Raw genomic sequence first — 25,347 nt, forward strand, 5'->3', positions numbered from 1 at the left:
GCAGCCCCTGTCATTCCCCTGCCATCCGCATCGCAGACCATGGGACTGGTTCCTCCTGTCCTTTGTGCTTTCTTGCTGCGCGGGCCCGCCATGAACAACGCCGACACCGACCTGGTCGAAAACCTGACCTTTGACGAACTGCAGATTGGCCAGAGCGCCCGCCTGATGCGCACGCTCAGCGCCCAGGACATCGCGGCCTTTGCCGCGGTCTCGGGCGACAGCAACCCCGCGCATCTGGACAGCGGCGAGGCCGGCACACCGCTGATGCATGAGGTGGTGGGTCATGGCATGTGGAGCGGCGCCTTGATCTCAGCCCTGCTGGGCACCCAGTTCCCGGGCGCCGGCACCCGCTACTTGGACCAGAGCCTGCACTTCATCCAGCCGGTGCGCATCGGCGACACCTTGAGCGTCAGCGTGACCGTGACGGCCAAGGACCGCAGCCGCGGCGCCGTGGACCTGACCTGCGAGCTGCTCAATCAGCGCGGCGATCGCGTAGCGCAAGGCCTGGCGCGCGTGCTGGCGCCCACCGAGAAGATTCGCCTGCCGCGCCGCACACGGCCCGAGATCCATCTCTTCGACCCGCAAGCGCGCTTCCAGGCCTTGCTGGCCCTGGGGCAGGGCATGCCAGCCGTGCGCTGCGCCGTGGTTCACCCCTGCGATGAGGCCTCGCTGACCGGCGCCGTCGATGCCGCGCGCCAGGGCCTGCTGGAGCCCGTGCTGATCGGCCCCGAAGCGCGCATCCGCGCCGTCGCCGAGGCCTGCGGGCTGGACCTGGGCGGCTTGCAGATCGTCCACATGGCCCACAGCCACGCTGCCGCCGAGCATGCGGCCGAGCTCGCCGCCAGCGGCGCCGTGGCCAGCCTGATGAAAGGCAGCCTGCACACCGACGAGCTGATCCACGCCGTGCTGGCGCGCAAGGAGCTGCGCACCGGGCGGCGCATGTCCCATGTGTTCCGCTTCGATGTGCCGCTCTACCGCAAGCCCCTGTTGATCACCGACGCCGCGCTCAACATCCGCCCCAGCCTGGACGAGAAACGCGACATCGTGCAAAACGCCATTGACTTCGCCCGCATCCTCGGCGTCGAACAGCCCCATGTGGCCCTGCTCTCGGCCGTGGAGACCGTCAACGCCAACATCCCCTCGACCCTGGACGCAGCTGCGCTGTGCAAGATGGCCGACCGCGGTCAGATCCGCGGCGGCGTGCTCGATGGCCCGCTGGCCTTTGACAACGCCATCTCGGCCGACGCGGCCCGCATCAAGGGCATTGCCTCGCCGGTGGCCGGCCAGGCCGACATCCTGGCCGTGCCCGACCTGGAGAGCGGCAATATGCTGGCCAAGCAGCTCGAATACCTGGCCGGTGCCACCGGAGCCGGCATCGTGCTCGGCGCCCGCGTGCCCATCGCCCTGACCAGCCGGGCCGACGGGCCCATGGCGCGGGCCTCCTCGGCCCTGCTGGTGCAGCTGGCGGCGCAGGCTGCGGCGCGCTGATGAAGGCGCGAGGCCGCGCGAGCGAACGCTCGCCCCTCACGCCATATGGTGCAGCCCCCCATCCACATACAGCGTGTCCCCCGTCATCCCCGACGCTCCGCCGCCGACCAAGAAGGCGACCAGGCGGCCGACTTCGGCGATGTCGACCAGGCGGTGGGCCGGCGCGCGGCTGATGGCCATGTCGATCAGCGCGTCGAAATGATCAATGCCGGACGCCGCGCGGGTGCGCAGCGGGCCGGGCGAGACGGCGAAGACGCGGACCTGGCGCTCGGCCAGCTCGCTGGCCAGGTAGCGCACGCTGGATTGAAGCGCGGCCTTGACCGGGCCCATCAGGTTGTAGTGGTCCACGACCTTGTCGGCGCCGTGGTAGCTCATGGTGATCAGCGCGCCACCGGGGTTCATCAAGGGCTCGGCATAACGCGCCATTTCGATGAAGGAATGGCAGGACACCTGCATGGCTTGCAGAAAGCCGGCCTGCGAGCAGTCGATGACTCGGCCGTGCAGGTCATCGCGCGGAGCAAAGGCGATGGAGTGGATGACGAAGTCCAGCGTTCCCCAGGTCTCGCGCAGCTGTTCGAACACGGCCTGCATCTGGCCAGGCTGGCTGACGTCCAGCGGCATCAGCAGGCGTGCATCGAGGGCCTCGGCCAGGGGCGCGACATGGGGGCGGGCCTTGTCGTTGAGGTAGGTGAGTGCGATCTCGGCGCCAAAGGCGCGCAGCTTGGCGGCGCAGCCGAAAGCGATGCTGTCACCATTGGCCACACCGACCACCAGGCCGCGCTTGCCCTTGAGCATGTCGCCGACGCGGGTGTCCTCGTCCCAGATCTTGGGCAGGGGGTCGCGGGCGCTGTTGTCGTGGCTCATGGCTTCAGGCCTCCTCTGCATGGGTGAGCGCTTGCGGCGCGGGAGAAGTCGCGGGCGCGGCGAGTTCAAACAGCTCGCGCATGCGCTGTAGCAGGGCGACGGTGCGGGGCTCCATCTCGCGGACGTCGCCGAGGATGTACTCAACCACCTGCAAGGCCGCCACCCGTTCCTCGCGCTGCGGCAGCAGGCGCGGCAGGGCCGCCAGCGCGGCCTCGGGTTCAAACTCGATGATGACCGACTGCTCGCGGATCATGGCCGCGCGCCGCTCGGGCGTCAGCGAGGCAAAGGGCTCGCGCTGGGTCAGCACCTCGGCGGAGCGCTCCAGGCGGTCGCGCCGCACCGAGCCGCGCGACTCGGCCAGCAGAATCAGCATGCGGATCACCGTGCTGCGGTAGCCGCCGTTGTCCAGGCCCAGCAGCATGGCTTGCACCTCGGGCAGGTAGCGCAACTCGGCCGGGTCTTTGTGGATGCGCTCGCGCGCGAAGGGCTGGCCCAGCCACTGCATGAAGGGCGTGCCGTAGATCGCCAGAAAGCTGTTCTCGTAGGCCGCGTCGCGCAGATCGCGCAGCAGGTCCATGCCCTGCATCAGGCCCTGGGCCGAGAGCTGCTCCAGCGCCAGCCAGGGGTTGTCGGGCGCGGCTGGCCGGCGGTTGGCCTGCAGCTGGGGCGTCATCTGGCCCAGCCACTTCATGGCCGGGTTGTGCGAGTCGGCAAAGGCCCGGCGACTGATGCGTGCAGGATGGGCGTCACGGATCAGCTGGGCCAGCTGCGGCGTGACCAGGGCCTGCACTGCGGGGCGCAGGGCCAGCTCGTAGGCATCGGTGCCCAGGGCGGACAGGCGGGCCACGGCGGCGAAGTCGTGCTCCTGCTCGCGCCCTTCGTGGGCCTCGCTCTCGACAATATCGCTGAGCCGGCGCTCGTGGAAGCTGACGGTGAAATGCTCGGCATGGCCCTCGCCCTGCACCGCATCGATGGTCATCTCGTACAGACCGGGCGGCAGGGACTCGATGGTCTTGAGCGTCGAGGCCATCTCGGTGTGCTCTTTGTTGGCGATCGAGGAAGACACAAAGATGCCCAGATGCCCGACCTTGTCGTGGACCATGTAGAGGATACGCTGGCCGCGGATGCGGATCTCGTGCTCGTCGGCATAGGTGTCGACGATCCAGTTCAGCGCCTGCTGCGGCGGCGTGATGTTGTCGCCGCGGCTGGCGAACACGATGATGGGCGAGCGGATGGCCTTCAGGTCCAGATGGCGGCCCGGTTCCAGCTGGGCCTCGCCGCGCGACAGGCGGTTGCCAACAAAGAGCTGCTCGACGATCCAGCGGATTTCGGCCTCGTTGGAGAAATGAAAACCTCCCCACCAGCGCTCGAACTCCAGAAAGCTCTGGCGCCGCGTGTCCACCTCGCGGTAGAGGTCAAAGTACTTGCCGAAGAAATTGCGGCTGGGGTTGAGCTGCTCGAAGTTGGAGACCAGATGGGCGCCGTCGAACTCGCCATGGCCCAGGTCCGACATCAGCAGCGCCGGCAGGGCGCCGCCAAGCAGGCCGCCGTTGTAGCGCATGGGGTTCTCGCCCAGCTTGCCCGACCAGGTGGCCACCGGCGCGCCATTGATGACCAGGGGCCCCGAGATCTCGGGGTTGGCCGCCGCCAGCACCAGGGTGGCCCAGCCGCCCTGGCAGTTGCCCACCACCACCGGCTTGGGCGCCTCCGGGTGCAGGCGGCGGATGGCCTGGATGAAGCCGGCCTCGGCGCGCATCACATCGGCCAGGGTCTGGCCCGGCTCGGGGTGCTGGCGGAAGACGACGAAGTAGACCGGGTGGCCTGCGCGCAAGGCGACGCCCACCTGGCTGTCATGCTTGAAGCCGCCGATGCCGGCGCCATGGCCGGCGCGCGGGTCGATGATCATGTAGGGCCGCTTCCAGTCCTTGACCTCAACACCGGCCGGTGGCGTGATGCGCAAGAGGCGGTAGTTGACCGGGCGCGGCAGCTGGCGGCCGTCGACCACTTCCTCGTAGTCGTAGTCCAGCACCGGCGGCGTGCCGGCGGCCTCGTGGGCCTGGTCCTGGTTGCCACGCTCACGCAGGGTGTCCAGGGTCAGGCACAGGCGCTGCGCCGCATCCACCGCATAACTGCCAGCCTGCTGCGGCAGCTGGCCACCCAGGGCCATGGCCCAAAAGGACTGGGCCAGGCTCAAGCCCTGATCCCAGAGCGCCTGGCTGCGCGCCAGATGGCTGTGGCGCATGCGCTCGGTCTGGCGCTGCTGCGCCTGGGCCAGACGTTCCGTCAGGCGCGACCAGGTGGCCAGCTCCTCGCGGTGGCGCTGTGCGGCATGGCTGACACTGAATTTGGGGCTCATGGCTAGTCCAGGGAACAGGTGAGTTCGGGAGGCAGGGTGGAGCCGGCGTCGCGGGCCAGCAGTTCCAGCGCATGCTCGGCCAGCATGCGTTCTTCGTCGGTGGGCATGACCCGCACGCAAACGGGCGAGCTCGGGCTGCTGATCACGGCGGCGTTGTCGCGGTTGGCCTCGGGGTCCAAATGGATGCCCATCCAGGCCAGATCGCGCAGCAGGGCAGCGCGCACGCCCACGGCGTTCTCACCAATGCCGCCGGTCAGCACCAGGGCGTCCAGTCCGCCCAGGCACGAGGTCATGCCGGCCAGCTCGCGCCGCGCGCGATCGACAAAATAGGCCAGGGCTTCGCGCGCTGCGGCCGAGCCCGAGGCCTCCAGCACCCGCACATCGTGCGATTCACCGGACAAGCCTTTGAGCCCTGCATTCGTGTACAGCAGCTCGCTGATCTCGGCGGCGCTCATGCCCTGCTCGCTCATCAGGTACAGCAGCACGCCGGGGTCCAGCTGGCCGCAGCGCGTGCCCATGGGCAGGCCATCGAGCGCGGTGAATCCCATGGTGGAGGCCACCGAGCGGCCGTTCAGCAAGGCGCACATGGACGCGCCATTGCCCAGATGCGCCACCACCACCCGGCCTTGCGCCCGCAGCGGGTCCGCTTCGCGCAGGCGCCGGGCGATGTACTCGTAGGACAGGCCGTGAAAGCCGTAGCGCCGCACCCCTTGCTCGTAGAAGCGGCGCGGCAGCGCAAAGGTGTCGGCCACAAACGGGTGGCTGCGATGGAAGGCCGTGTCGAAGCAAGCCACTTGCACGGCGGCGGGAAAGGCCGCCTGCGCCGCGCGCACGCCCGCCAGGTTGTGGGGCTGGTGCAAAGGCGCCAGCGGCGAGAAGGCCGCCAAGGCCTGCAGCAGCGCCGCATCGAGACGCACCGGCTGCGCGAACTCAGGCCCGCCATGCACCACGCGGTGGCTGACGGCGCGCACCTTGCGCCGCGGGAACTGCGCCTGCAGCAGCGCCAGCAAGACATCAAGCGCGGTGTCATGGTCGGGGCGACCTGCCTGATGCGCCAGGGACTGCGTGTGACGCTCACCATCGGCCAGGCTGACATGCAGGCGGGGGCGTTGTTCATCACCCAGGCCTTCCACCTGGCCATGTGCCAGCAAGGGCAGCGCCTGGCTCAGGCCGTAGAGCGCGAACTTGAGCGAAGACGAGCCGGCATTCAGCGTCAGGAGCAGATCGGTCGCAGCCATAGTCATGACCCGGGCGGCGCCAGCCACCCCATCGATGCAGATGCCTGGACGCTATCCAGCCCGCATGACCCACCCGTGACTGCGGCTTGCCGTCTTCGTGACAGCCGCCCTGATCCGATCGGTCAAACTTGCTTTCCTCAGGCCTGGCGCTGCTCGCCGCGCAGCCGCGCCAGCTCGCGCGCCATCAGCTGCTGGCGCAGGTTGGGGCCGTGCAGCTTGGCCAAGGTGGCCAGGCCGTGGATGGCCAGACCCAGGCCCCAACCCCAGAGCGGGAAGAAGCTCCAGTAGCTTTGCTGCAAGCCGCTGAGCAGGAACAGGCCGGCGTTGACGGCCAGAAACACCATCAGGTGGCCGAGGAAACCCATCTGGGCATCGACGCGCTCGCGGGCTTCGCGCAGCAAGCGAGTCTCTGGGGTGTCGACCGCGTCGCTGGCGTCGATATGGGAGGAAGGCAGGCTGTGGTTCATGATGCGGCGCTCCTGGGCTGTGGGTGCTGATGTGGCGCCATCGTCGCGGCGGGGCCGACGCCGAGCCACTGTCATGAGACCAAGTGCGGGCTGCGGGCGCGAATCGACACCGAGGCCGACCAATGACAGCGGTGCCCAGGCCGCTGTGTCCAGGTCGCGATGTCCTCGTTCGCAGCTCAGTCCGCCGCCAGCCCCTGCGCCAGATGCTCCACCAGCGCCCGCACCCGCTGCGGCAGAAAGCGCTGGCTGGGCATGAGGGCGTGCAGGGGCAGGTGGTCACCCTGCCAGTCGGGGAAGAGGTCGACCAGCTCACCGCGGGCCAGGCTCAGGCGCACATCGAGGGCGCTCTTGTAGATCACGCCCAGGCCCTGGATCGCCCAGAGATGGGCGATGGATGCGTCATCGCAGCTGCGCGGGCCCTGCACCGCCACCACCAGGGGCGTGGCGGCCTCCTGCCCGCGCGGACGAAAGCGCCAGCTACGCTCCAGCCGGTTGCGGATCTTGAAGCTCAGGCAGGCGTGCTGGCTCAGCTCGCTCGGATGGCGGGGCCGGCCATGGCGCTCCAAATAGGCCGGGCTGGCCACGGCCATGCGGTGGGCCGAGGCCAGGCGGCGCGCCACCAGGCCCGAGTCGGGCAGCTGGCCGTAGCGCAGGGCCAGATCGACCTCGTCCTTGAGCAGGTCCAGCACGGAATCGCTGACGCTCAGCTGCAGCTCCACCGCCGGATGGCGTGCCAGAAACTCGTCGAACAAGGGCAGCAGCAGCTGGCGGGTCAGATCGCTGGGCGCCGAGACGCGGATGCGGCCGCGCAGGCGCGGGGTGTCGGCGCCCGCGGCACGGCTGCCGGCGGCGGCCACCGGGTCGGCCTCCAGCGCCAGCGCCAGGCCCTCGTCCAGCAGCTCCAGCGCACGCTGGCCATGCTCGCGCAACTGCTCGCCGGCCTGAGTCAGGCGCAGGGCCCGCGTGCTGCGCTCCACCAGACGCAGACCCAGGCGGGCCTCCAGCTTCTTGAGCATGGCGCTGGCCGCCGCCGGCGTGATGTCCATGACCTTGGAGGCCGCCGTCAGGCTGCCGCCCCGGGCACATTCCAGCAGCAGGCGCAGCTCGTCGGTATTTTCAATTTTCATTTGAAACAGTCGCTTCGATTCATGGCTTTTTCAGAAAGCCAATCAGGCGGAGGATAGCGTCCATCGCCGGGATGGTCCCGGCCTCACCGGAGTCATCCCATGAAAGCTGTTGGCTATTTCCAGAACCTGCCCCTCTCGGCCCCCGAGTCCTTGCTGGACCTGGAGCTGCCCCGCCCCACACCCGGGCCGCGCGACCTGCTGGTCGAGGTGAGCGCCATCGCCGTCAACCCGGTCGATGTGAAAGTTCGCCTGAGCCGGCCGGCCGCCGAGGCGCAGACGCCGGTGCTGCTGGGATGGGATGCGGTGGGCATCGTCCGCGAGGTCGGAACCGAGGTGCAGGGCTTCCAGCCGGGCGACCGGGTCTGGTACGCCGGCGAGATCAACCGGCCGGGCAGCTATGCCCAGTTCCAGGCCGTGGACCACCGCCTGGCTGCGCGGGCACCGGCCTCGCTCAGCGACGCCGAGGCGGCCGCCCTGCCGCTGACCGCCATCACCGCCTGGGAGCTGCTGTTCGACCGCCTGCAGGTGCAACACCAGCCCGAGCGCTCGGTCAGCCTGCTGGTCACCGCAGCCAATGGCGGGGTGGGTTCCATCCTCTTGCAACTGGCCCGCCAACTGCCCCACCTGACCCTGATCGCCAGCACCAGCCGGCCCGAAACCGCCGCCCGCCTGCAAGCCCTGGGCGCCCACCATGTGGTGGACCACCGCCAGCCTCTGGCGCCACAGCTGAAGCAGCTGGTGAGCCAGCACCAACTTCCTCCGATCCGCTACGCCGCCAGCCTGAGCCACACCGGCCAGCATTTCGCCGACCTGGTCGAGGCGCTGGAGGTGCAGGGCCGGCTGGGCCTGATCGACGATTTCCCGCCCGAGGCCATCAATGTGATGGCGCTCAAGGGCAAGGCCCTGTCCCTGCACTGGGAGCTGATGTTCGCCCGCGCCCTGCACGCCAGCCATGATGTGGCCGAGGTCGGCGCCCTGCTGGCCGAGGTGGCGCGGCGGGTGGACACCGGCGCGCTGCGCAGCACCCTGTCCGAAGTGCTCGGCCCGATCTCGGCCGCCACGCTCAAGCAGGCCCACCAGCGCCTGGAAGGCCAGCACACCGAGGGCAAGCTGGTGTTGGAAGGCTGGCCGGGCTGAAACCCCGGAGGCCATGGGCCGGCATGAAAAAAGGCGGGCCTTGCGGCCCGCCTTTTCTTCTTCATTCACGCCCACCAGCAGGTGGACGGATCAAGCCCGATCGCTCAGGGTGCCAGCTGCGGCCAGCAGGCCTCGCTGTGCTGGTGGCCGAAGCGGCCTTCTTCGTCCAGGCCCGGGCGGGCCACCGGCAGGGCGGCTGCGCTGGCCGTGGCGGCAGAAGCGCGCGGGTCCAGGGCCTTGCCGGCCAGATCGGCCAGCTCGTCCAAGTGGGCCTTGATCACGCGGTCCCCGGCCGAAGCGGCCTTGGCGCTGAACAGCGACTTCAGGCCTTTGAGCTCGGCGCGCACCGCCGGGCGGCCTTCTTCCGCACCGGAGGCACCGGGCGCCGCCAGGCGCTCGGCCAGCAGCTCGACGTAGGCGCGCTGAAGATTGCGGCGCGGCACGCTGACCTTGGCGGCGCCGGCATTCAGCTCGCTGAAGACACCGCTGCGCAGATCCGCGAGCAGCTCGTCCAGGCGGTAAGCCTTGCCCTCGGGCGCGGCGGCTTCCTGGGCCAGCAATCGGGCGCTGCGGCTGCGATCCAGCAGGGCACGCAAGGTGTTGCGCTGAGCGCTCAGCAGCATGTTCGCGGGTTCCGAGGGCTTGACGCGCTCCAGGATGGCGGGCTCGAACAACCAGCTCGGGGTCTTGAACAGCTGCTCGTTCAGGAAAGCCACGGCCTGGGCCTGCTTGGCCTTGGGGGCCGGGCTGTGGACGGCGCCGGCCTGGCCGCCATGCTTGTTGTGATAGTTGTAGCCGCCGACGATGGCGGTCACATGGCCGAGCTCACGGCCCCACTGTCCCCAGCTGGCGCGGTACAGGTCTTCCAGGTTCTTGTCGCTGTCGCCATCCTTGAGCGCGAACTTGGGCAGCTGCTTGACGATGCGCTGCAGGTTCTTGATGCCCAGGCCGGTGGAGTACACGGCATCGGCGTCGCCCACGGCTTCGGTGGTATCACCGTACTCGCCTTCGCCCTTGGGCGAGGTGAAGCGCAGCCAGGGCTTGCTGTCCTGCTCGCGGATCCAGCTGTCCAGCACCGGTTTCTCGGCCGCCGCGGTCTTGGCCTCGGGAATGGGCGCATAGCCCCATTTGGTGGCGAAGATGTCGTAGGGGCCGATCTTGGGGATCAGCAGAGCCGGGTCGATCTTGTCCTCGGGCTGCACCACATAGTTGATGCGGCTGTAGTCCATCAAGGTGGGCACATGGCCCATTTCCTTGAGCCATTTGGCATCGCGCAGCTTGTCGACCGGGTAGGTCGAGCTGGCCTTCATATTGTGCGGAAAGCCCAGCGAGTGGCCGACTTCGTGCGTCACCACATAGCCGACCAGCTCGCCCATCAGATCGTCGGGCAGCGGCAGCTGCTGGGCGCGCGGATCGACAGCACCGGCTTGGGTGATGTACCAGTCGCGCTGCAGCTGCATGATGTTGTGATACATCACGATGTTGGCGTTCAGGATCTCGCCGCTGCGCGGGTCGCTGAGGTGGGGACCGTAGGCATTGGCAATCGGGCTCGGCACCCAGCGGATGATGCTGTAGCGCACATCGGCGGGGTCGAATTCGGGGTCTTCTTCCTTGCTCGGGAAGGTGCGCGCCTGCACCGCGTTCTTGAAGCCGGCGGCCTCAAACGCCACATTCCAGGCCTCGATGCCCTTCTTCACATAGGGCACCAGATTGCTCGGGGTGGAGCTGTCGATGTACCAGACGATGGGCTTGACCGGCTCGCTCAGGGCGGCACTCGGGTCCTTCTTCTCGAGGCGCCAGCGGGTGATCAGGCGCTCGCGCTTGCTCTCTTGCGCATCGCTGCCAAAGTCAACACGGGCGATGCTGAAAAAGCCCACGCGGTCGTCCATGATGCGCGGCTGCATCGGCACTTCAGGCAGCCGCACCAGGTTGTAGGCCACATTGACGCTGGCGAACTTGGGCGGCTGCGGCGGCAGCTGGAAGCCCGGCGGCAGGCCCGGGGGCAGAGTGACCGGGGTGGGCGTCACGCCGTAGGTGTGCACCGCGTCAATGCGCAAGCTGCCGGCAAAGGCCTTGGTGCTGTCGATATAACTGCGGCTCGGGTCCACCGAGTTGCCGCGCACGATGCCACGGGCCGAGAAATCACCGACCTCACTGTTGAACAGACGGGTGACCTCGATCACCGGCGCGCCGCTCTTGGCAAAAGCCTCGACCGGGAAGCTCAGCACGATGGTGTCACGCTGCGAGGCGTCCACCGAAGGTGCAATCGGCCGGCTCGGGTCGGCCACGAAGGCATGCGACATCACCTGCAGATAGACCCGGTTTCCTTGCAGGGTGAAACGCACCACCTCGGTGTTCAGCTCCTTGCCGACATGGTCCACATTGGCCGGCACCGCGGTGGCCGTGGCCACCATCAGCAGGGGCTTGGACAGCAGGGCTTTGGGAATCTCGAAATAGGTCTTGCCCTTGAGGCTGTGGATGTTGAACAGGCCGGTCTGGCTCTTGGCCTCGGCCGTGATGACCTTGTCAAAGGGCTTGGGTTCGCTGGCGTCGGGCGCAGCCGGTGGGGTGGCCGGACGGGCAGCCGAGGCTGCGGGCGCGGCCGCGCCGGCCGGGGCCTCGGGCGCTTGCTTGGGGTCGGCGGCCAGAGCCGGCAGGGCGGCGATGGCCAGGGCAATCGCGGAGGCAGTGGCAGTGGCCACGGGGCCAGGGAATTTCAAGGACATGGATGGTTTCCTTTGCGGGGGCGGTGGCCCCGGGTCTGTTCAGGGCCCCGGCGACGTGCCTGCCAGTGGCGGCGCGCACAGACAAACAGGGTGACTCCCGATCTCGAAATTGTGTCGTGCGGGCGCGCGCGCGTCGGAAGTCATCGCCCCGGGGAATACCCGGGGGGCAGCCGGCGCCCCCGCCATTGATGCAGCCCATCTGTCGATTGATCGCAAAAATCGCTGCGCATGCTTCCCCGCCCTGGCCTTCGCGGTTAGAAAGCCGCCATGGCACTTTCCACCTCGCTCAAAAAACTCTTCGCCCGGCGCAGCGTCGTCGCCCTCGTGGTCCTCGGTCTGGCCGGCGCCGGCTGGGTGGCCTTCAACCGCGGAGAGCACAAGCCGCCGCCGGAGCGCTTCCGCAGCACCGCCATCGACGAGGGCGCCATCACCCAAGTCGTGATGGCCAACGGCAATCTGCAGCCGGTGACCACGGTGGTGGTCGGCGCAGCGGTCAGCGGCACGGTAGCCGAGCGCCTGGTCGATTTCAACGACACGGTCAAGAAGGGTCAGGTCTTGCTGCGCATCGACCCGGCCAATTTCCAGGCCCGGGTGCGCCAGGCCAAGGCGCAGCTGGCCTCGGCCGAGGCCCAGGTGGCGTTTGCACGCGGCAATCTGGAGCGCAACGAGGCGCTCAAGGCCCAGGGCTATATCGCCGCGCCGCAGCGCGACCAGAGCCTGCGCGAGCTGGAGGTGGCGCGCGGCAACCTGGGCATCGCCCGTGCCCAGCTTGATGCGGCCGAGACCGACCTCGGCAACACCGTGATCCGCGCCCCGGTGGACGGGGTGGTGATCAAGCGAAGCGTCGATGTCGGCCAGACCGTGGCCGCCAGCTTCCAGACGCCCGAGCTCTTCCTGATCGCCAAGGACTTGCGCGAGATGGTCATTCAGACCAATGTCAGCGAGGCCGATGCCGGCCTGATCCAGACCGGCCAGGTGGTGCGCTTCGTGGTCGATGCCCACCCCAACCGCGAGTTCGAGGGCAAGGTCGAGCAGTTCCGCCTGAACGCCACCAACACCCAGGGCGTGGTCACCTACACCGTGATCGTGAACGTGCCCAACCCGGACGGCATCCTCAAGCCCGGCATGACGGCGCAGACCCGCATCGTGGTGGCCAGCAAAGGCAAAACCCTGCGCCTGCCCACGGCCGCCCTGCGCTTCAAGCCCGACGAAGACGACCTCAAGCCGCAGGGCAAGGCCGCCAAAGCTGCCGCATCCGCCGCGTCCGCCGCCTCAGCCCCCAAGAGCGAGGCCGCCCGCCCCGACGACGACGGCGTGCTCAGCAATCTGCGCGGCAACGCCCGTGTCTACAAGGTCTACACCGTGGACGCCGAGCAAAACCTCAAAGCGCACGAGATCACGGTCGGCATCTCCAACACCCGCTTCACCGAGCTGCTCAGCGGCGACCTGAAGCGCGGCGATGCCGTGGTCACCCGGCGCGCGTCCAAGGACAAGAAGGAGGAGCTGTGAGCCTCGGCGCCGCCCCGGTGCTGGAGCTGCGCGGCATCACCAAGAGCTACCTCAGCGGCGATGTGCGAACGCCAGTCTTGCACGGCATCGACCTGACCGTGCAGCGCGGCGACTACCTGGCCTTGATGGGCTCCAGCGGCTCGGGCAAGAGCACGCTGATGAACCTGATGGGTCTGCTCGACCGCTGCGACAGCGGCCAGCTGCTGCTGCAGGGTCGCGACGTCAGCCAGCTGAGCGCCACCGAGCACGCCACGCTGCGCAACCGCGAGATCGGCTTTGTGTTCCAGAGCTTCAACCTGCTCAAGCGCATGAGCGTGCTCGAGAACGTGGCCCTGCCCCTGATCTACGGCGGGCGCAGCCGCAGCGAGGCCAAGGCGCGGGCGCAGACCTTGCTGGAGGCCGTGGGCCTGGGCGCCCTGGCCAAGCGCATGCCCAACCAGCTCAGCGGCGGCCAGCAGCAGCGGGTGGCCATCGCCCGCAGCCTGGCCAATGAAGCGCCCCTGCTGCTGGCCGACGAGCCCACCGGCAACCTCGACACCCAGACCACGGTGGAAGTGCTGGCCGTGCTGGAAAAACTCAACCGTGAACAAGGCCTGACCATCGTGCTGGTGACCCATGAGCCCGATGTGGCCCTGCATGCCAAGCGCCTGGTGCGTCTGAAAGACGGCCGCGTCGCCTTCGATGGCCTGCCTTCCGAACAGGCGCACGCATGAACCCGATGCAGATTTTTCTCGAGGCCCTGCGTTCCCTGAACGCCAACCGCCTGCGCAGCGCCCTGACCATGCTGGGCGTGGTGATCGGCATTGCCTCGGTGCTGTTGATGCTCAGCGTCGGCGATGCCGTGCGCGCCTTCATCGACAAGGAGCTGGCCGTGCTGGGCAGCAACCAGCTGATCGTGCAGAACGGCACGCCGGTGGACGGCGGCGGCGTCAAGCGCCGCACCGGCGAGGTGCCGGCCCTGACGGTCGCCGACGCGCGCGCCCTGGCGGAGCTGCCCAGCCTCAAGGGCGCGGCGCCGGCGCTGCAGGGATTTTTCCAGGTGCAGTACGGCGAGAGCAACAGCAACCAGACGGTGCTGGGCACCACACCGGCCATGCTGGCCCTACGCAGCTGGCAGGTGGAGCAGGGCGTGCCGCTGGATGAACGCGATGTGCAGGCCGCCGCCCGGGTGGCGGTGATCGGCTCCAAGCTGGCGGCCGACCATTTCAGCAACCGCAACCCCCTGGGCCAAACCGTACGCCTGGACGGACAGCCCTTCACCGTCATCGGCGTGCTGGGCGGCAGCGGCCGCACCCTGGACGGCACCGAGCTTGGCGAGCTGATCCTGGTGCCCATCAGCGCCATGCCCATGCGCTTGCAGCGCCCGGGCAGCGTGCACTACATCAGCGTGCAGTCCCACAGCGCCGCCGGCCTGGCCGAGGCCCAGCTCGATGTGGAAGAACTGCTGCGCGACCGCCACCGCATCACCGGCGACAAGCCCGACGACTTCGCCGTCACCAACCTGGCCAGCATCGCCAAATCAGGCGCGGCCATTGCCGGCGGCCTGTCCATCGGCCTGGGCCTGATCGGCGCGGTCTCGCTGCTGGTGGGCGGCATCGGCATCATGAACATCATGCTGGTCAGCGTGTCCGAGCGGGTGCGTGAGATCGGCATCCGCATGGCCATCGGCGCCAAGCCGCGCGATGTGCTCTGGCAATTCCTCGGTGAAGCCGTGGTGCTGTGCCTGCTGGGCGGCCTGATCGGCCTGAGCATCGCCGCCCTGGGCGCCTGGGGCGTCAATGCCAACACCTCGTTCGCCATGAGCCTGGCGCCCAAGCACATCATGGTGGCGATCGGTTTTGCCAGCGGCGTGGGCCTGTTCTTCGGCTACTACCCGGCGCGGCGCGCTTCACGCCTGCTGCCGATCGAGTGCTTGCGGCAGGATTGAGCCTGAGGCTGAAGCTCAGGGGCGATAGACGCCGCCCCGGCCGCCCATCTGCGAGCGATTCAGCTGACGCGCTTGGGCGCGCCAGTAGCCCAGACCGGCGCGCAGGATCAAGAGACTGAGCACCAGGCCAATGGCCCAGGGCGTGATCTCTTCGATCATGCGCTTGATCATCACCGAGATCAGGATGTCGTCTCGCTCCAGCTCCGCCGCTGAGCGCGGGCGGTAGCTGGAGTTGGCGGCCCCGCCGCCATACCCCGTGGCACCACCGGGCCCGTCCACCCGCTCGCGGGCGCTGCGGCGCTGTGCCAGCTCTTCTTCACTGGGGGTTTCGAAAAGAAAGCCGTCGCGAAACTTGTTGACCCCGGCATTGGCATCGCGCCACAGCTCTTTCAGGTCCTTGAACTCGTGGGTGTCATGCAGCTCGCGCAAGGCCTCGCCAAACAGGCCGTCATCGACCGCCATGGGGCGATTCACGGCGGGCGCAGCCCTGGCGCCCCCTTGTGCATCGGGTCGGGCCGAGCCGCGCGCCTCGGCGGCACTGGACGGGCGCGGCTTGCTGGCGTTCTGCTCCTCGGCTCGGGCATCGTCGGCCGCGTTGCCACTCGGGTTCCATTCCGCGCCGCCGCCGGCGGCGCTGAGGCCGAACTCGGTCTTGGGCAACCAGGTTCGGGCGTTCTCGCCCACCCCCATGCCCAGACCCGTTCCGGGAACCAAGCCCGTTTGCGGCGCCTGCAGCAGCTTGCTCATATCCAACGGCGCCAGAGCCGGGTTCACCACCGGGTCTGCGGAAGACACCCCCAGGGTGCAGGCAAGCAGCAGCCCGACCAGGGGTCGCGCGTGGACTGCGAGGGCATTTCTCTGCCGGCCCGAGCTGCTTGGCTTCACCGTGAACTTCCTCTACGCCTCTTGGCTACAAAACACCAGACCACAAATACGTGTTCGGTCTTGTTCACATTCTCTCTGGCTCAGGCGGTTTTTTCATCGGCATCGGCCCCATACCCCCCGCCTCCGGGGGTGCGAATGACGAAAACATCACCGGCCTGCATCTCGGCCTGGCCGATGTGAGGCAACACTTCGCGCCGGCCGTCGACCCGCTCGACCCAGTTAGCACCCGGCGCACCCGCAGCGCCACCGGCCAGGCCGAAGGCGCCACGCTCGCGGCCATTGCTCAAGATGCCCGCCGTCATCGGCTCCAGGAAACGGATGCGGCGCTCGCCGCCATTGCCGCCGCGCCAGCGGCCCGCGCCGCCGCTGCCGGGCACGATCTCGTAGCCGTCCAGGCGCACCGGAAAGCGGAACTCCAGCACCTCAGGGTCGGTCAGCCGCGAGTTGGTCATATGGGTCTGCACCACGCTGGTCCCGTCAAAGCCCGGGCCGGCGCCGGAACCGCCTGAAATCGTCTCGTAGTACTGGTGGCGCGCGTTGCCGAAGGTGAAGTTGTTCATGGTGCACGGGCTGGCCGCCAGCACGCCCAGGGCGCCGTAAAGCGCGTTGGTGACACAGCTGGAGGTCTCGACATTGCCGGCCACCACGGCCGCCGGCGCACGCGGGTTGAGCATGCAGCCCTCAGGCACGATCACCTGCAGGGGCTTCAAGCAGCCGGCGTTGAGCGGGATCTGATCGTCCACCAGGGTGCGGAAGACATAGAGCACCGCTGCCATGGTGATGGCCTTGGGTGCGTTGAAGTTGTTCGTCAGCTGCTGGGCGCTGCTGCCGCTGAAGTCGATGCAGGCGCTGCGCTCGTCGGCATTGACGCGCACCGCCACCTGGATCTGCGCGCCATTGTCCAGATTCAGCGTGAATTGGCCGTCATGCAGGGCGGTGATGACGCGGCGCACCGATTCCTCGGCGTTGTCCTGCACATGCTGCATGTAGGCCGCCACGGTGGCGCGGCCGTACTGGGCCACCATGGCCTGCAGCTCCTGCACGCCCTTCTCGTTGGCGGCGATCTGGGCGCGCAAATCCGCCAGGTTCTGCTGCGGGTTGCGCGAGGGGTGCGGGCCGCTGGCCAGCAGCGCCAGCAGCTCGGCCTCGCGCAAGCGGCCCGCTTCCACCAGCTTGAAGTTGTCGATCAGCACGCCTTCCTGGTCGATGTCGGTGGAAAACGGCGGCATGGAGCCGGGGCTGATGCCGCCGATGTCGGCATGGTGGCCGCGCGAGGCGACGTAGAAGTCGGGGCTGGCATCCGAAACAGCCGTCTCGAGATAGACCGGCGTCACCACGGTGATATCCGGCAGGTGGGTGCCGCCGTGATACGGGTCGTTGAGCACATAGACATCCCCGGGCTTCATGTCCGGGTTGCGTTCGATCACGGTCTTGATCGACTCACTCATCGAGCCCAGGTGCACGGGCATGTGGGGCGCGTTGGCGATCAACTCACCCGCAGCGCTGAACAGGGCGCAGGAGAAATCGAGCCGCTCCTTGATGTTCACCGAGTAGGCCGTGTTCTGCAGGCGCAGCCCCATCTGCTCGGCGATGTTCATGAACAGGTTGTTGAAGACCTCCAGCATCACCGGGTCGGCCTCGGTGCCGACGGCCTGGGCAGCCACGCGCGGGCGCACGCGGCGCAGCAGGAGCAAGCCGTCGGCTTGCAGGTCGGCCTGCCAGCCGGGGTCGACCACGGTGGTGGCATTGCGCTCGGCCAGGATGGCCGGGCCGGCGATGCGGGCACCGGGCTGCAGCAGCTCGCGTTGGTAGAGCCGTGCCGGGCGCCAGCCGGCTGGCTGTTCGTCGGCCGGACAGTACATGGCCAGTTCGGCCGTCGCCCGTGGCTCATGTGGGGTCAGGTCTTGCGCCGGGGCTGTGGCCGCCAAGGCGGCACCGGGCGCATTGCACTCCACCGCCACAGCCTCGATCACCAGAGCCCGACCCGGCATCAGGAAGGCAAAGCGCTGGCGGTAAGCCGCCTCGAAAGCGGCCTGCAAGCGGGCCAGCGTGGCGCCGTCATCGAGTGTGCAGCTGAGTGCCGTGTCCGTGCCCTGGTAGCGCAGCTGCAGCTTGGTTTGCTGCAGCAGCCGATCTCCGGCCAGGCCTTGGGCCAGCAGCTCGGTGCGGGCCGCCTTGTGCAGGCGGTCGGCCAGGGCACGCGCGGCGGCCAGGCCGACCGCATCCAGCGGCAGCTCCAGCGAGGCCTCACGCAAGGCGATCTGATCGGCCAGGCCCATGCCGTAGGCGCTCAGCACGCCCGCCAGCGGGTGGGCCAGCACCACGCTCATGCCCAGGGCATCGGCCACGCGGCAGGCGGCCTGGCCGCCGGCGCCGCCAAAACACTGCAGGCTGTAGCCGCTGACGTCGTAGCCGCGCGCCACCGAAATCTTCTTGACCGCATTGGCCATGGCGCCCACGGCGATCTCCAGCGCCCCACTGGCCACCTCTTCGGCCGTGATCGGTCGGCCGCTGGCCACACTCATCTGCACCGCCAGGGCTTCGAAGCCCGCGCGCGACGCCGCCAGATCCAGCGCCTGATCGCCCTGCGGGCCGAACAAGCGCGGGAAGTAATCGGGCTGGATGCGACCCAGCAACAGCTGGGCGTCGGTGGTGGTCAAAGGCCCGCCGCGCCGGTAACAGGCCGGGCCGGGGTTCGCACCGGCCGACTCGGGGCCAACGCGCAGACGTGCGCCATCGAAGCGCACGATGCTGCCGCCACCGGCCGCCACCGTGTGGATGCTCATCATCGGCGCGCGCATGCGCACCCCGGCCACCTCGGTGTCAAAGGCGCGTTCGTAGGCCGGCGCAGCGTCCTCTGCGGCCGTGGCGGCGTAGTGGCTGACATCGGTGGAAGTGCCGCCCATGTCGAAGCCAATCAGCTGGCGATGGCCGGCGGCCAGGGCCGTGCGCACCATGCCGACGATGCCACCGGCCGGGCCGGACAAGATCGCGTCCTTGCCCTGGAAGCGCCGCGCCTCGGTCAGGCCGCCCGAGCTCTGCATGAAGAACAGCGGCACGCCCGGCATCTGCGAGGCCACCTGCTCAACATAACGCCTCAGAATAGGGGACAGGTAGGCATCGACCACGGTGGTGTCGCCGCGCGGCACCAGCTTCATCAGCGGGCTGACCTCGTGCGAGACCGAGACCTGGCTGAAGCCGATCTCGCGCGCCAAGGCCGCGGCGCGCTGCTCATGCATCGGGTAGCGATAGGCATGCATGAAGACGATGGCGCAGGCGCGCAGGCCGGCATCGAAGGCCGCTTGCAACTGCGCGCGCAGATCGGCTTCGTCGAGAGCCTGCACCGTCTGCCCGTCGGCCGCCATGCGTTCCTGCGCCTCGACCACGCGGCTGTAGAGCAGCTCGGGCAGCACGATCTGGCGTGCGAACAGCTGCGGCCGCGCCTGGGTGGCGATGCGCAGGGCATCGCGAAATCCGCGCGTGGTGACCAGCAGGGTCGGGTCGCCCTTGCGCTCCAGCAAGGCATTGGTGGCCACCGTCGTGCCCATCTTCACGCATTCGAGCTGGGCCGGCGTGATCGCCTCGCCGGGCCGCAGGCCCAGCAGACGGCGTATGCCCTCGACCGCGGCATCGCGGTATTGCTCGGGGTTCTCGGACAGCAGCTTGAGCGTGTGCAGCTGGCCATCCGGCGCGCGGCCGACCAGGTCGGTGAAGGTGCCGCCGCGGTCGATCCAGACCTGCCAGCGCGCCGGAGCACAAGCGGAAGTGTCGTCGGATGCGGGCAGGCGATCAGCAGCGGACATGGGGCAGGCGTTTTCAGGCAGAAAGCGCGATTGGAACAGAGCAGCCCGGCAACGCGCGCCCGGCCGAAAGCGCGTGCGCGCCGAGGCGGCCTGAAAGCCGGTGAACCGGCGAGCCCGAAACCTGCTCAGGCCCTGACGAGAGCCTGGCGCAAGGTCTGATCCAGCAAATCACCGACCCGATCGAGCATGCGGCTGGGGTTGAAGCTCGGCGCGGCCGCCCGGGCATCACCCAGCAGCTGGTGAAAAGGCGGGGTGGCGCTGATGCCCACGCCAGGCGCACCAGCCGCGTCTTCCACCCATTGCGCCGGCGTCGGTGAGGCGGGCCGTTCGCTCAGGTCGATCATGGTGCCGACCACGCGCACGGCTTCACCCTGCGCATCACGCTCCAGCACCAAACCGCGCGAAAACATCTGGCGGTAGCCCGATCCATTGCTGCGCAAGCGGAAGCGCGCTTCGTAGCTGGGCTCGCTGCCATCCAGATGGGCGCGCAAGGCCGTCAGCATGGCCGCCTGGTCCTCGGGGTGGACCCGGCAGCGCCAGAAGGCGGTGTGGTCGGCCGAGCGGGCATAGGGGAAGCCCAGATGCTCTTTCCAGCGCGGCGAGTAGTGGACGGTGTCCTGGCGCGCGTCCAGGTCCCAGACACCGAACCAGCCTTGCTGGACGGCTCGCCGCCAACGTTCGACTTCCATGACTGTGGCCAACATAGCGACCCATCTTGGCGGCCGTGGCGGCCCGGGTCAAGGGTTGGACCCTGCGCCCGGCAGGTCAAGTGCCAAATCCACACGGCTTGGCGCGGCGCAGGCCAAGAAAAAGGCCCCGGCTCCCAAGGAGCCGAGGCCTTTTAGACCATTCGCCGAAGCGGGCGTTCTTTAGAACGGGATGTCGTCATCCATATCGTCAAAGCCGGTCGCCGGGCGCGGTGCCGGGGCGGGCGCCGGGCGGGCAGCTGCCGGAGGGCGTGCAGGCGGGCGGGCCGGAGCGCGCGGGGCCGGGGCGTCGCCGTAGTCGTCGCCACCGCCGTAGCCGCCAGCACCGCCGCCACCACCACGTGCTTCGCGGGCGCCGTAGCCACCACCACCGCCGCCACCACCTTCATCACCGGAATCGCGGCCGCCGAGCAGCTGCATTTCATTGGCGATGATTTCGGTGGTGTAGACGTCCTTGCCTTCCTTGTCGGTCCACTTGCGGGTGCGCAGGCGGCCTTCGACGTAGAGCGGGCGGCCCTTCTTGCAGTACTGGCCGACGATCTCAGCCAGCTTGTCGTTGAACACCACACGGTGCCATTCGGTTTCTTCCTGCTTTTCGCCGGTCTCGCGGTTCTTCCAATTGCGCGTGGTGGCCAGGCTGATGGTGCAGAAGGCGACGCCGCTGGGGTTGTAGCGCAACTCGGGGTCGCGCCCCAGGTTGCCGATGAGAATGACTTTATTGACCGAGGCCATAGGCGCTGCTCCGCAAGCTGCTGATATCCAAACCCCCGGATTATGCCGCCCCGGCTGCCGGCCCCAGGGCGGGCAAGCCCCAGGGAGCCCTGGGCGGCTGGCGACCGCCCACGCCGGACCGAGGGCGCCGCAGTTGGCGCCCTGCTTCTTGCACTTAGTCAGGCCAGGCGCCGGGCGGACCTGGGCATTGCCTAAGATGCCGCCATGGACCGCAGCAGCACCACGCCCCTGAACCCGAGCCAGAGCTGGAACACCGGCAGCCGCCGACGCTTCTGGCTGGCCTACGGCGGCGCCTGCCTGCTGACCTGGTTGCTTTACGTGGTGGCCGGGCTCGACTACCAGCGCGGCCAGCAGGGCGTGTGGCAGCTCTGGTCGGCCATTTACGAAGCGACGCTGACGCTGTGGGCGCCCATGCTGATGGGTGTTTTGGTCTACCCCTGGGCGCAGTGGCTGCAGGAGCGCGAGTTCGGCCTGCTCAGCCTGGCCGGTCTGCACGGTGCGGCGGCGCTGCTGTTCAGCGGCGGCTGGATGGCCAGCGATTTTGTGCTCGCCAGCCTGCTCTTTGGCCCCGAGCATGCCGAGGCCACGCTGATGCAAACAGCGCTCTGGCGCGCCATCACCGGGGTATTTGTCTATGTGCCGGTGGCCACCGGCTTCACCGCGGTGCTGAACGCACGCCGGGCGCGCCGCAATGCCGTAGCCGCCGCCCAGGCCGAGAGCGCCCTGGCCCGCGCCGAGCTGGCCGCCATCAGCGGCAAGCTGAACCCGCATTTCCTCTTCAACACCCTCAACTCCCTGATCGCCCTGACCCGGAAGGATGCCAAAGCGGCCGAGCAAGGCCTGCTGCGCTTTTCCGACATGCTGCGCTATGTGCTGGACAGCAAACGCGCCGTCAGCGACCGAGTGACGCTGGAAGAGGAGCTGGGCTTTGTGCGCGACTACCTGGCCCTGGAATCGCTGCGCCTGGGCCAGCGCCTGAGCGTGGAATGGGCGCTGGACCCGGACACGCTGCAAGACGAGATTCCGCCCCTGACCCTGCAGCCGTTGGTGGAGAACTCCATCATCCACGGCATCTCGCCCAGCGTGAAAGGCGGCTGCATCAGCATCAGCTCGCGCCGCGATGCGCTGACCCAGGCCCTGGCGCTGACCGTCAAGGACGACGGCGCCGGCTGCGAACCGGCGCGGCTGAACCCCAGCGACGCCGGCGAGGGCACGGCCCCCAGCGGCCACCGCAGCGGCGGCATCGGCCTGGGCGCCCTGCGCCGCCGCTTCGCGCTCGACTTCAACGGCCGCGCGCGCATGCACATCCACACCGCACCGGGCGCCGGTTTCCGCGTCGACCTATGGATTCCCCAGGCCCCGCTTGCTTGACCCACTTGCTTGACCCTCATGAACGCCACCACCCCACCCCGCATCCGCACCCTGATTGCCGAAGACGAGCCCCTGGCCAGCGAAGCCCTGGCCGACTGGGTGGCCCAGCTGCCGCAGCTGGAGCTGGTGGCCAGCTGCGCCGACGGCCTGAGCGCGCTGGAGCAGATCCGCAGCCTGCGCCCCGAGCTGGTCTTCATGGACATCAATATGCCGGGCCTGACCGGGCTGCAGGTGCTGCGCGCCCTGGCCGAAGATGGCGCCAAAGGTGAGGGCGCCGTGCCGCGGGTGATCTTCACCACCGCCTACAACGAGCACGCCATCACCGCCTTCGAGCTGCATGCGGCCGATTACCTGCTCAAGCCCTTCTCGCAAGAGCGTTTCAATGAGGCGGTGCAGCACGCCCTGCAGCGCAGCGGCAGCGAGGGTGGCGCCCAGCCCAGCAGCACCCAGGCGCTGGAAGCGGCGGCCAAACCCGACACCTCGCCCATGACCCGGCTGCTGGTGCGCGACCAGGGCAAGATCTTTCCCATCCAGGTGGACACGGTCGAGTACCTGCGCTCGGACATCAAGTACACCGCCGTGGCCAGCGGCGGCCGCCAGTACCTGGTCAACCTGCCCATCACCGCCTTCGAGCAGCGCCTGGACCCCAGCCGCTTCATCAAGCTGCAGCGCAGCTGCATCGTCAACCTCGATTTCGTGGTGTCGATGACACCCGACGAGAACTCGCAACTGATCGTGCAGATGCAGGACGGCACCCGCTTCACCGCCAACCGCGATGTGTCCAAGAAACTGAGGGAGCAATCGATATGAGCTGGAAGCTGCTGAGCACAGGCCTGCTGGCCTGTTTGATGAGCGAGCTGGTGATGGCGCAGCCCGGTGCGGCGCCGGTGGCCCCCGTCAGCCCTGCGGCGCCCGCAGCCCCCGCAGCAGCGGCCGCACCGGCGGCCGAGGGCAAGCTCTACATCTCACGCCCCTTCGAGCGGCTGGAGCTGTCGGGCACGGCCAATGTGCGCCTGATCCAGGGCGAGCGCGACCAGGTCTTCGTGGCCGGCGACGCCGAGGCGCAAAAGCAGATCGAGCTCGATTACAGCGGCGACAGGCTGCAGATCCGCTCGGTCGACGGCTGGAAGATGTGGCGCAGCCAGCGCCCGCAGATCGATGTAACCCTGCGCCGACTCAACCACCTGATCCTGTCCGGCGCCGGTGATCTGCACGCGCCGGGCGCCTTCCGCTGCGCCCAGCTGACCATCACCATCTCGGGCGCCGGCAGCGCGCGCTTCGACGAGCTCACAGCCGACAAGCTGAACTTCGGCATCTCGGGCGCCGGCACCGGCCGCATCAGCGGCCAGGCCCATGAGCTGACCCTGCGCGTCTCCGGCAAGGGCCGGCTGCAGGCCGAGAACCTGCAAGTGGCACGCGCCGGCATCAGCATCAGCGGCATCGGCGACGCCGAGGTCTGGGCCACCGAGCAGCTGGCGGTGTCGGTCTCCGGTTTCGGCCAGGTCGATTTCTGGGGCCGGCCCGAGGTGCAGCGCCAATCGTCGGGCATCTCGCGCATCAACGCCCGTGGCGACAAGCCGGCGCTGGTCAACGCCAGGGGGGCGGCCAGCAGCAATGGCGGCGGCAACAACGAGGGCCGCGCGCCGCTCGATCTTCAGGGCTCGCCGTCCCAGTAATCGAGGCCCTTGTCTCGGCGCTGGATGAAGGCCGGGCCTTTCGAGAACACCGCGAGCTTGCCTGAATCGGGGTACTCGCAGACCTCGGGCCGCTCCTGGGTGCTGATGCTCAGGTACTTGAGCTCGGCCTCCGAGGTGTTGAGGATGTGGTGCGGGTATTCAGGCCCACAGGGGATGAAGATCACATCGCCGGCCTGGATGGGCAGCCGCTCACCGGCCACCCGCAGCGTGCCCTGGCCCTCGAGGATGATGAACATCTCCTCTTGGGTGTGATGGAAGTGGTAAGGGCAGCTCTGCTGACCCGGCGCCACCGTGTCGATGCCGCAACCGAGCTTGCGCGCCAGCGTGCCGTCCGAGACGGCACCGACCAGGCTGTCGTACAGCGGCGGGCGCGTGTAGCGCTCGCGCGGTACCTGGTTGAAATTGCGGATCAGCTTGTGCCGCAAATCTGCGGCCTTGTCGTGGGAGTCCTCAGCCATCGGGCGCCTTCCTTCCTTGCAGATGCGGGGTGAGCCATCTTGACGGAAAACCCTGCGCCCTCCAATGACCGCAAGGGGCCATCAGCCCCTTGCGAATCCAAGCGAAGCGAAAGCGCCGCTCAGGCCTGGGGGCGGCGACGCTGAGCCCAGGCCAGCAGCAGACCCAGTCCGCCGAGCAAGAGCGCCGCGCTTTGCGGCTCCGGCACCGGGGTGGCGAAGCTGAGCTCGTCGAGGCTGACGTTGCTGCCGGCGACGCTGAAGCCGTAGATGTCAGCCTGGGCGCGCACAAAGCCCAGGAACTTGCCTTCGTTGTAGCTGTCGAAGGCGGTCTGGATGCTGTAGCTGAAGGACTCGAGCACGGCACCGTTCTGACCGTAGGCGGTCAGCAGCAGGCTCGGGGTCTCGCCGTCGAGGCGGAACTGATTCAGATAGGCACCGACGCTCTGCACGGCTTCGCCGAAGCTGAAGTGCACCGGGCCGCTGCTGCTGGCCAGGAAGTTGCCGCTGCCGGTGGGCGTGGGCGTCAGGCCGTCCAGCGGGTTGCCGCGGGCGCCCCACAGGCCGTTCTCGCCCAGATCGCGCGCATTGGCGCCAATTTCCGTGCCCTCGCCCGGGTTCAGCACCACGCGACGGCCGGTTTCGGCCAGGCCCAGCTCCACGGGGTCGCGGGTGATCAGGCCGTCAAAGCCGTTGAAACTCACGCGCAGGGCCGAGCTGAAGGCCGCATCGGAATCGACCGCATCGGCATGGGCGCCGCCGGCCAGAAAGCAGGCCGCCAGGGCCAGGGTCTTGAGACAGGTTTTCATGAAATGACTTGCTCCAATGGAGAGATGAGATGCACGGCTGGGCAACAAG

General features: G+C 68.5%; 20 protein-coding genes. 8 read left to right on the forward strand and 12 right to left on the reverse strand.

Annotated elements, in window-relative coordinates; all coding sequences use genetic code 11:
• Positions 1 to 90: 90 nt before the first annotated feature.
• The gene (locus C1O66_RS15400; RefSeq protein WP_102768689.1) at positions 91 to 1,488 is read left to right on the forward strand and encodes a bifunctional enoyl-CoA hydratase/phosphate acetyltransferase; all 1,398 of its coding nucleotides are present in this window, start codon (positions 91 to 93) and stop codon (positions 1,486 to 1,488) included.
• Positions 1,489 to 1,524: 36 nt separating this feature from the next.
• On the opposite strand, the gene fabI is transcribed toward C1O66_RS15400, so the two are convergent.
• The 5 genes from fabI to C1O66_RS15425 all read right to left on the reverse strand — a co-directional run bounded on the left by fabI (position 1,525) and on the right by C1O66_RS15425 (position 7,540).
• Complete coding sequence (fabI, locus tag C1O66_RS15405; protein WP_207796025.1) at positions 1,525 to 2,283, reverse strand: enoyl-ACP reductase FabI; 759 nt, start codon at positions 2,281 to 2,283, stop codon at positions 1,525 to 1,527.
• A gap of 73 nt (positions 2,284 to 2,356) precedes the next feature.
• The gene (locus C1O66_RS15410; protein ID WP_102768691.1) at positions 2,357 to 4,708 is read right to left on the reverse strand and encodes an alpha/beta fold hydrolase; all 2,352 of its coding nucleotides are present in this window, start codon (positions 4,706 to 4,708) and stop codon (positions 2,357 to 2,359) included.
• Positions 4,709 to 4,710: 2 nt separating this feature from the next.
• A complete protein-coding gene (locus C1O66_RS15415) occupies positions 4,711 to 5,952 on the reverse strand; it encodes an acetate/propionate family kinase (RefSeq protein ID WP_341476783.1) in 1,242 nt (413 codons plus the stop codon).
• A gap of 131 nt (positions 5,953 to 6,083) precedes the next feature.
• Complete coding sequence (locus C1O66_RS15420) at positions 6,084 to 6,413, reverse strand: 2TM domain-containing protein (RefSeq protein ID WP_102768693.1); 330 nt, start codon at positions 6,411 to 6,413, stop codon at positions 6,084 to 6,086.
• 176 nt (positions 6,414 to 6,589) lie between these two features.
• Positions 6,590 to 7,540, reverse strand: a complete 951-nt coding sequence (locus C1O66_RS15425) for a LysR family transcriptional regulator (RefSeq protein ID WP_102768694.1) — start codon at positions 7,538 to 7,540, stop codon at positions 6,590 to 6,592.
• Between the two features lie 99 nt (positions 7,541 to 7,639).
• Here C1O66_RS15425 and C1O66_RS15430 point away from each other — a divergent pair, with 99 nt between their 5' ends.
• Positions 7,640 to 8,677, forward strand: a complete 1,038-nt coding sequence (locus C1O66_RS15430) for a zinc-binding alcohol dehydrogenase family protein (protein ID WP_102768695.1) — start codon at positions 7,640 to 7,642, stop codon at positions 8,675 to 8,677.
• 104 nt (positions 8,678 to 8,781) lie between these two features.
• Here the strand turns inward: C1O66_RS15430 and C1O66_RS15435 are convergent, their stop codons facing one another.
• Complete coding sequence (locus tag C1O66_RS15435) at positions 8,782 to 11,403, reverse strand: zinc-dependent metalloprotease (protein WP_133155239.1); 2,622 nt, start codon at positions 11,401 to 11,403, stop codon at positions 8,782 to 8,784.
• A 267-nt stretch (positions 11,404 to 11,670) separates the two neighbouring features.
• Here C1O66_RS15435 and C1O66_RS15440 point away from each other — a divergent pair, with 267 nt between their 5' ends.
• From C1O66_RS15440 to C1O66_RS15450, 3 genes are read left to right on the forward strand one after another with little or no spacing between them, the layout of a single operon-like run.
• The gene (locus C1O66_RS15440) at positions 11,671 to 12,912 is read left to right on the forward strand and encodes an efflux RND transporter periplasmic adaptor subunit (RefSeq protein WP_102768697.1); all 1,242 of its coding nucleotides are present in this window, start codon (positions 11,671 to 11,673) and stop codon (positions 12,910 to 12,912) included.
• Complete coding sequence (locus C1O66_RS15445; RefSeq protein WP_102768698.1) at positions 12,909 to 13,625, forward strand: ABC transporter ATP-binding protein; 717 nt, start codon at positions 12,909 to 12,911, stop codon at positions 13,623 to 13,625. The genes C1O66_RS15440 and C1O66_RS15445 overlap by 4 nt, the downstream gene beginning before the upstream one ends.
• The gene (locus C1O66_RS15450) at positions 13,622 to 14,839 is read left to right on the forward strand and encodes an ABC transporter permease (RefSeq protein WP_243392818.1); all 1,218 of its coding nucleotides are present in this window, start codon (positions 13,622 to 13,624) and stop codon (positions 14,837 to 14,839) included. The genes C1O66_RS15445 and C1O66_RS15450 overlap by 4 nt, the downstream gene beginning before the upstream one ends.
• A 15-nt stretch (positions 14,840 to 14,854) precedes the next feature.
• Here C1O66_RS15450 and C1O66_RS15455 read toward each other — a convergent pair whose 3' ends face one another.
• From C1O66_RS15455 to C1O66_RS15470, 4 genes are all read right to left on the reverse strand, one after another.
• Entirely contained in the window at positions 14,855 to 15,634 is a 780-nt protein-coding gene (locus tag C1O66_RS15455; protein ID WP_133155240.1) for a hypothetical protein, read from the reverse strand.
• 170 nt (positions 15,635 to 15,804) lie between these two features.
• The gene (locus tag C1O66_RS15460; protein WP_102768700.1) at positions 15,805 to 19,527 is read right to left on the reverse strand and encodes a hydantoinase B/oxoprolinase family protein; all 3,723 of its coding nucleotides are present in this window, start codon (positions 19,525 to 19,527) and stop codon (positions 15,805 to 15,807) included.
• Positions 19,528 to 19,652: 125 nt separating this feature from the next.
• The gene (locus tag C1O66_RS15465) at positions 19,653 to 20,231 is read right to left on the reverse strand and encodes a PAS domain-containing protein (protein ID WP_102768701.1); all 579 of its coding nucleotides are present in this window, start codon (positions 20,229 to 20,231) and stop codon (positions 19,653 to 19,655) included.
• Between the two features lie 165 nt (positions 20,232 to 20,396).
• Entirely contained in the window at positions 20,397 to 20,966 is a 570-nt protein-coding gene (locus C1O66_RS15470) for a single-stranded DNA-binding protein (RefSeq protein ID WP_102768702.1), read from the reverse strand.
• A gap of 204 nt (positions 20,967 to 21,170) precedes the next feature.
• On the opposite strand from C1O66_RS15470, the gene C1O66_RS15475 reads away from it, so the two are divergent.
• The 3 genes from C1O66_RS15475 to C1O66_RS15485 are packed head-to-tail and all read left to right on the forward strand — an operon-like array spanning position 21,171 to position 24,013.
• The gene (locus C1O66_RS15475; RefSeq protein ID WP_102768703.1) at positions 21,171 to 22,337 is read left to right on the forward strand and encodes a sensor histidine kinase; all 1,167 of its coding nucleotides are present in this window, start codon (positions 21,171 to 21,173) and stop codon (positions 22,335 to 22,337) included.
• 18 nt (positions 22,338 to 22,355) lie between these two features.
• Positions 22,356 to 23,147, forward strand: coding sequence for a LytR/AlgR family response regulator transcription factor (locus C1O66_RS15480; RefSeq protein ID WP_102768704.1), 792 nt, complete (start codon positions 22,356 to 22,358; stop codon positions 23,145 to 23,147).
• Positions 23,144 to 24,013 (forward strand): head GIN domain-containing protein, encoded by an 870-nt coding sequence (locus C1O66_RS15485; RefSeq protein ID WP_102768705.1) that lies wholly within the window; start codon positions 23,144 to 23,146, stop codon positions 24,011 to 24,013. Before C1O66_RS15480 ends, C1O66_RS15485 begins: the two co-directional genes overlap by 4 nt.
• Here the strand turns inward: C1O66_RS15485 and C1O66_RS15490 are convergent.
• Positions 23,992 to 24,492 (reverse strand): cupin domain-containing protein, encoded by a 501-nt coding sequence (locus C1O66_RS15490; protein WP_102768706.1) that lies wholly within the window; start codon positions 24,490 to 24,492, stop codon positions 23,992 to 23,994. The genes C1O66_RS15485 and C1O66_RS15490 overlap by 22 nt on opposite strands.
• 119 nt (positions 24,493 to 24,611) lie before the next feature.
• The gene (locus C1O66_RS15495) at positions 24,612 to 25,298 is read right to left on the reverse strand and encodes a PEP-CTERM sorting domain-containing protein (RefSeq protein WP_102768707.1); all 687 of its coding nucleotides are present in this window, start codon (positions 25,296 to 25,298) and stop codon (positions 24,612 to 24,614) included.
• Positions 25,299 to 25,347: the final 49 nt, after the last annotated feature.

The sequence above is a fragment of the Paucibacter aquatile genome, assembly GCF_002885975.1.
GTDB lineage: Bacteria > Pseudomonadota > Gammaproteobacteria > Burkholderiales > Burkholderiaceae_C > Paucibacter_A > Paucibacter_A aquatilis.

Coding starts and splice junctions, on each gene's coding strand:
- C1O66_RS15400 (WP_102768689.1), top strand. CDS start 91: ATGAACAACGCCGACACCGACCTGGTCGAAAACCTGACCTTTGACGAA.
- fabI (WP_207796025.1), bottom strand. CDS start 2,283: ATGCTCAAGGGCAAGCGCGGCCTGGTGGTCGGTGTGGCCAATGGTGAC.
- C1O66_RS15410 (WP_102768691.1), bottom strand. CDS start 4,708: ATGAGCCCCAAATTCAGTGTCAGCCATGCCGCACAGCGCCACCGCGAG.
- C1O66_RS15415 (WP_341476783.1), bottom strand. CDS start 5,952: ATGACTATGGCTGCGACCGATCTGCTCCTGACGCTGAATGCCGGCTCG.
- C1O66_RS15420 (WP_102768693.1), bottom strand. CDS start 6,413: ATGAACCACAGCCTGCCTTCCTCCCATATCGACGCCAGCGACGCGGTC.
- C1O66_RS15425 (WP_102768694.1), bottom strand. CDS start 7,540: ATGAAAATTGAAAATACCGACGAGCTGCGCCTGCTGCTGGAATGTGCC.
- C1O66_RS15430 (WP_102768695.1), top strand. CDS start 7,640: ATGAAAGCTGTTGGCTATTTCCAGAACCTGCCCCTCTCGGCCCCCGAG.
- C1O66_RS15435 (WP_133155239.1), bottom strand. CDS start 11,403: ATGTCCTTGAAATTCCCTGGCCCCGTGGCCACTGCCACTGCCTCCGCG.
- C1O66_RS15440 (WP_102768697.1), top strand. CDS start 11,671: ATGGCACTTTCCACCTCGCTCAAAAAACTCTTCGCCCGGCGCAGCGTC.
- C1O66_RS15450 (WP_243392818.1), top strand. CDS start 13,622: ATGAACCCGATGCAGATTTTTCTCGAGGCCCTGCGTTCCCTGAACGCC.
- C1O66_RS15460 (WP_102768700.1), bottom strand. CDS start 19,527: ATGTCCGCTGCTGATCGCCTGCCCGCATCCGACGACACTTCCGCTTGT.
- C1O66_RS15465 (WP_102768701.1), bottom strand. CDS start 20,231: ATGTTGGCCACAGTCATGGAAGTCGAACGTTGGCGGCGAGCCGTCCAG.
- C1O66_RS15470 (WP_102768702.1), bottom strand. CDS start 20,966: ATGGCCTCGGTCAATAAAGTCATTCTCATCGGCAACCTGGGGCGCGAC.
- C1O66_RS15475 (WP_102768703.1), top strand. CDS start 21,171: ATGGACCGCAGCAGCACCACGCCCCTGAACCCGAGCCAGAGCTGGAAC.
- C1O66_RS15480 (WP_102768704.1), top strand. CDS start 22,356: ATGAACGCCACCACCCCACCCCGCATCCGCACCCTGATTGCCGAAGAC.
- C1O66_RS15485 (WP_102768705.1), top strand. CDS start 23,144: ATGAGCTGGAAGCTGCTGAGCACAGGCCTGCTGGCCTGTTTGATGAGC.
- C1O66_RS15490 (WP_102768706.1), bottom strand. CDS start 24,492: ATGGCTGAGGACTCCCACGACAAGGCCGCAGATTTGCGGCACAAGCTG.
- C1O66_RS15495 (WP_102768707.1), bottom strand. CDS start 25,298: ATGAAAACCTGTCTCAAGACCCTGGCCCTGGCGGCCTGCTTTCTGGCC.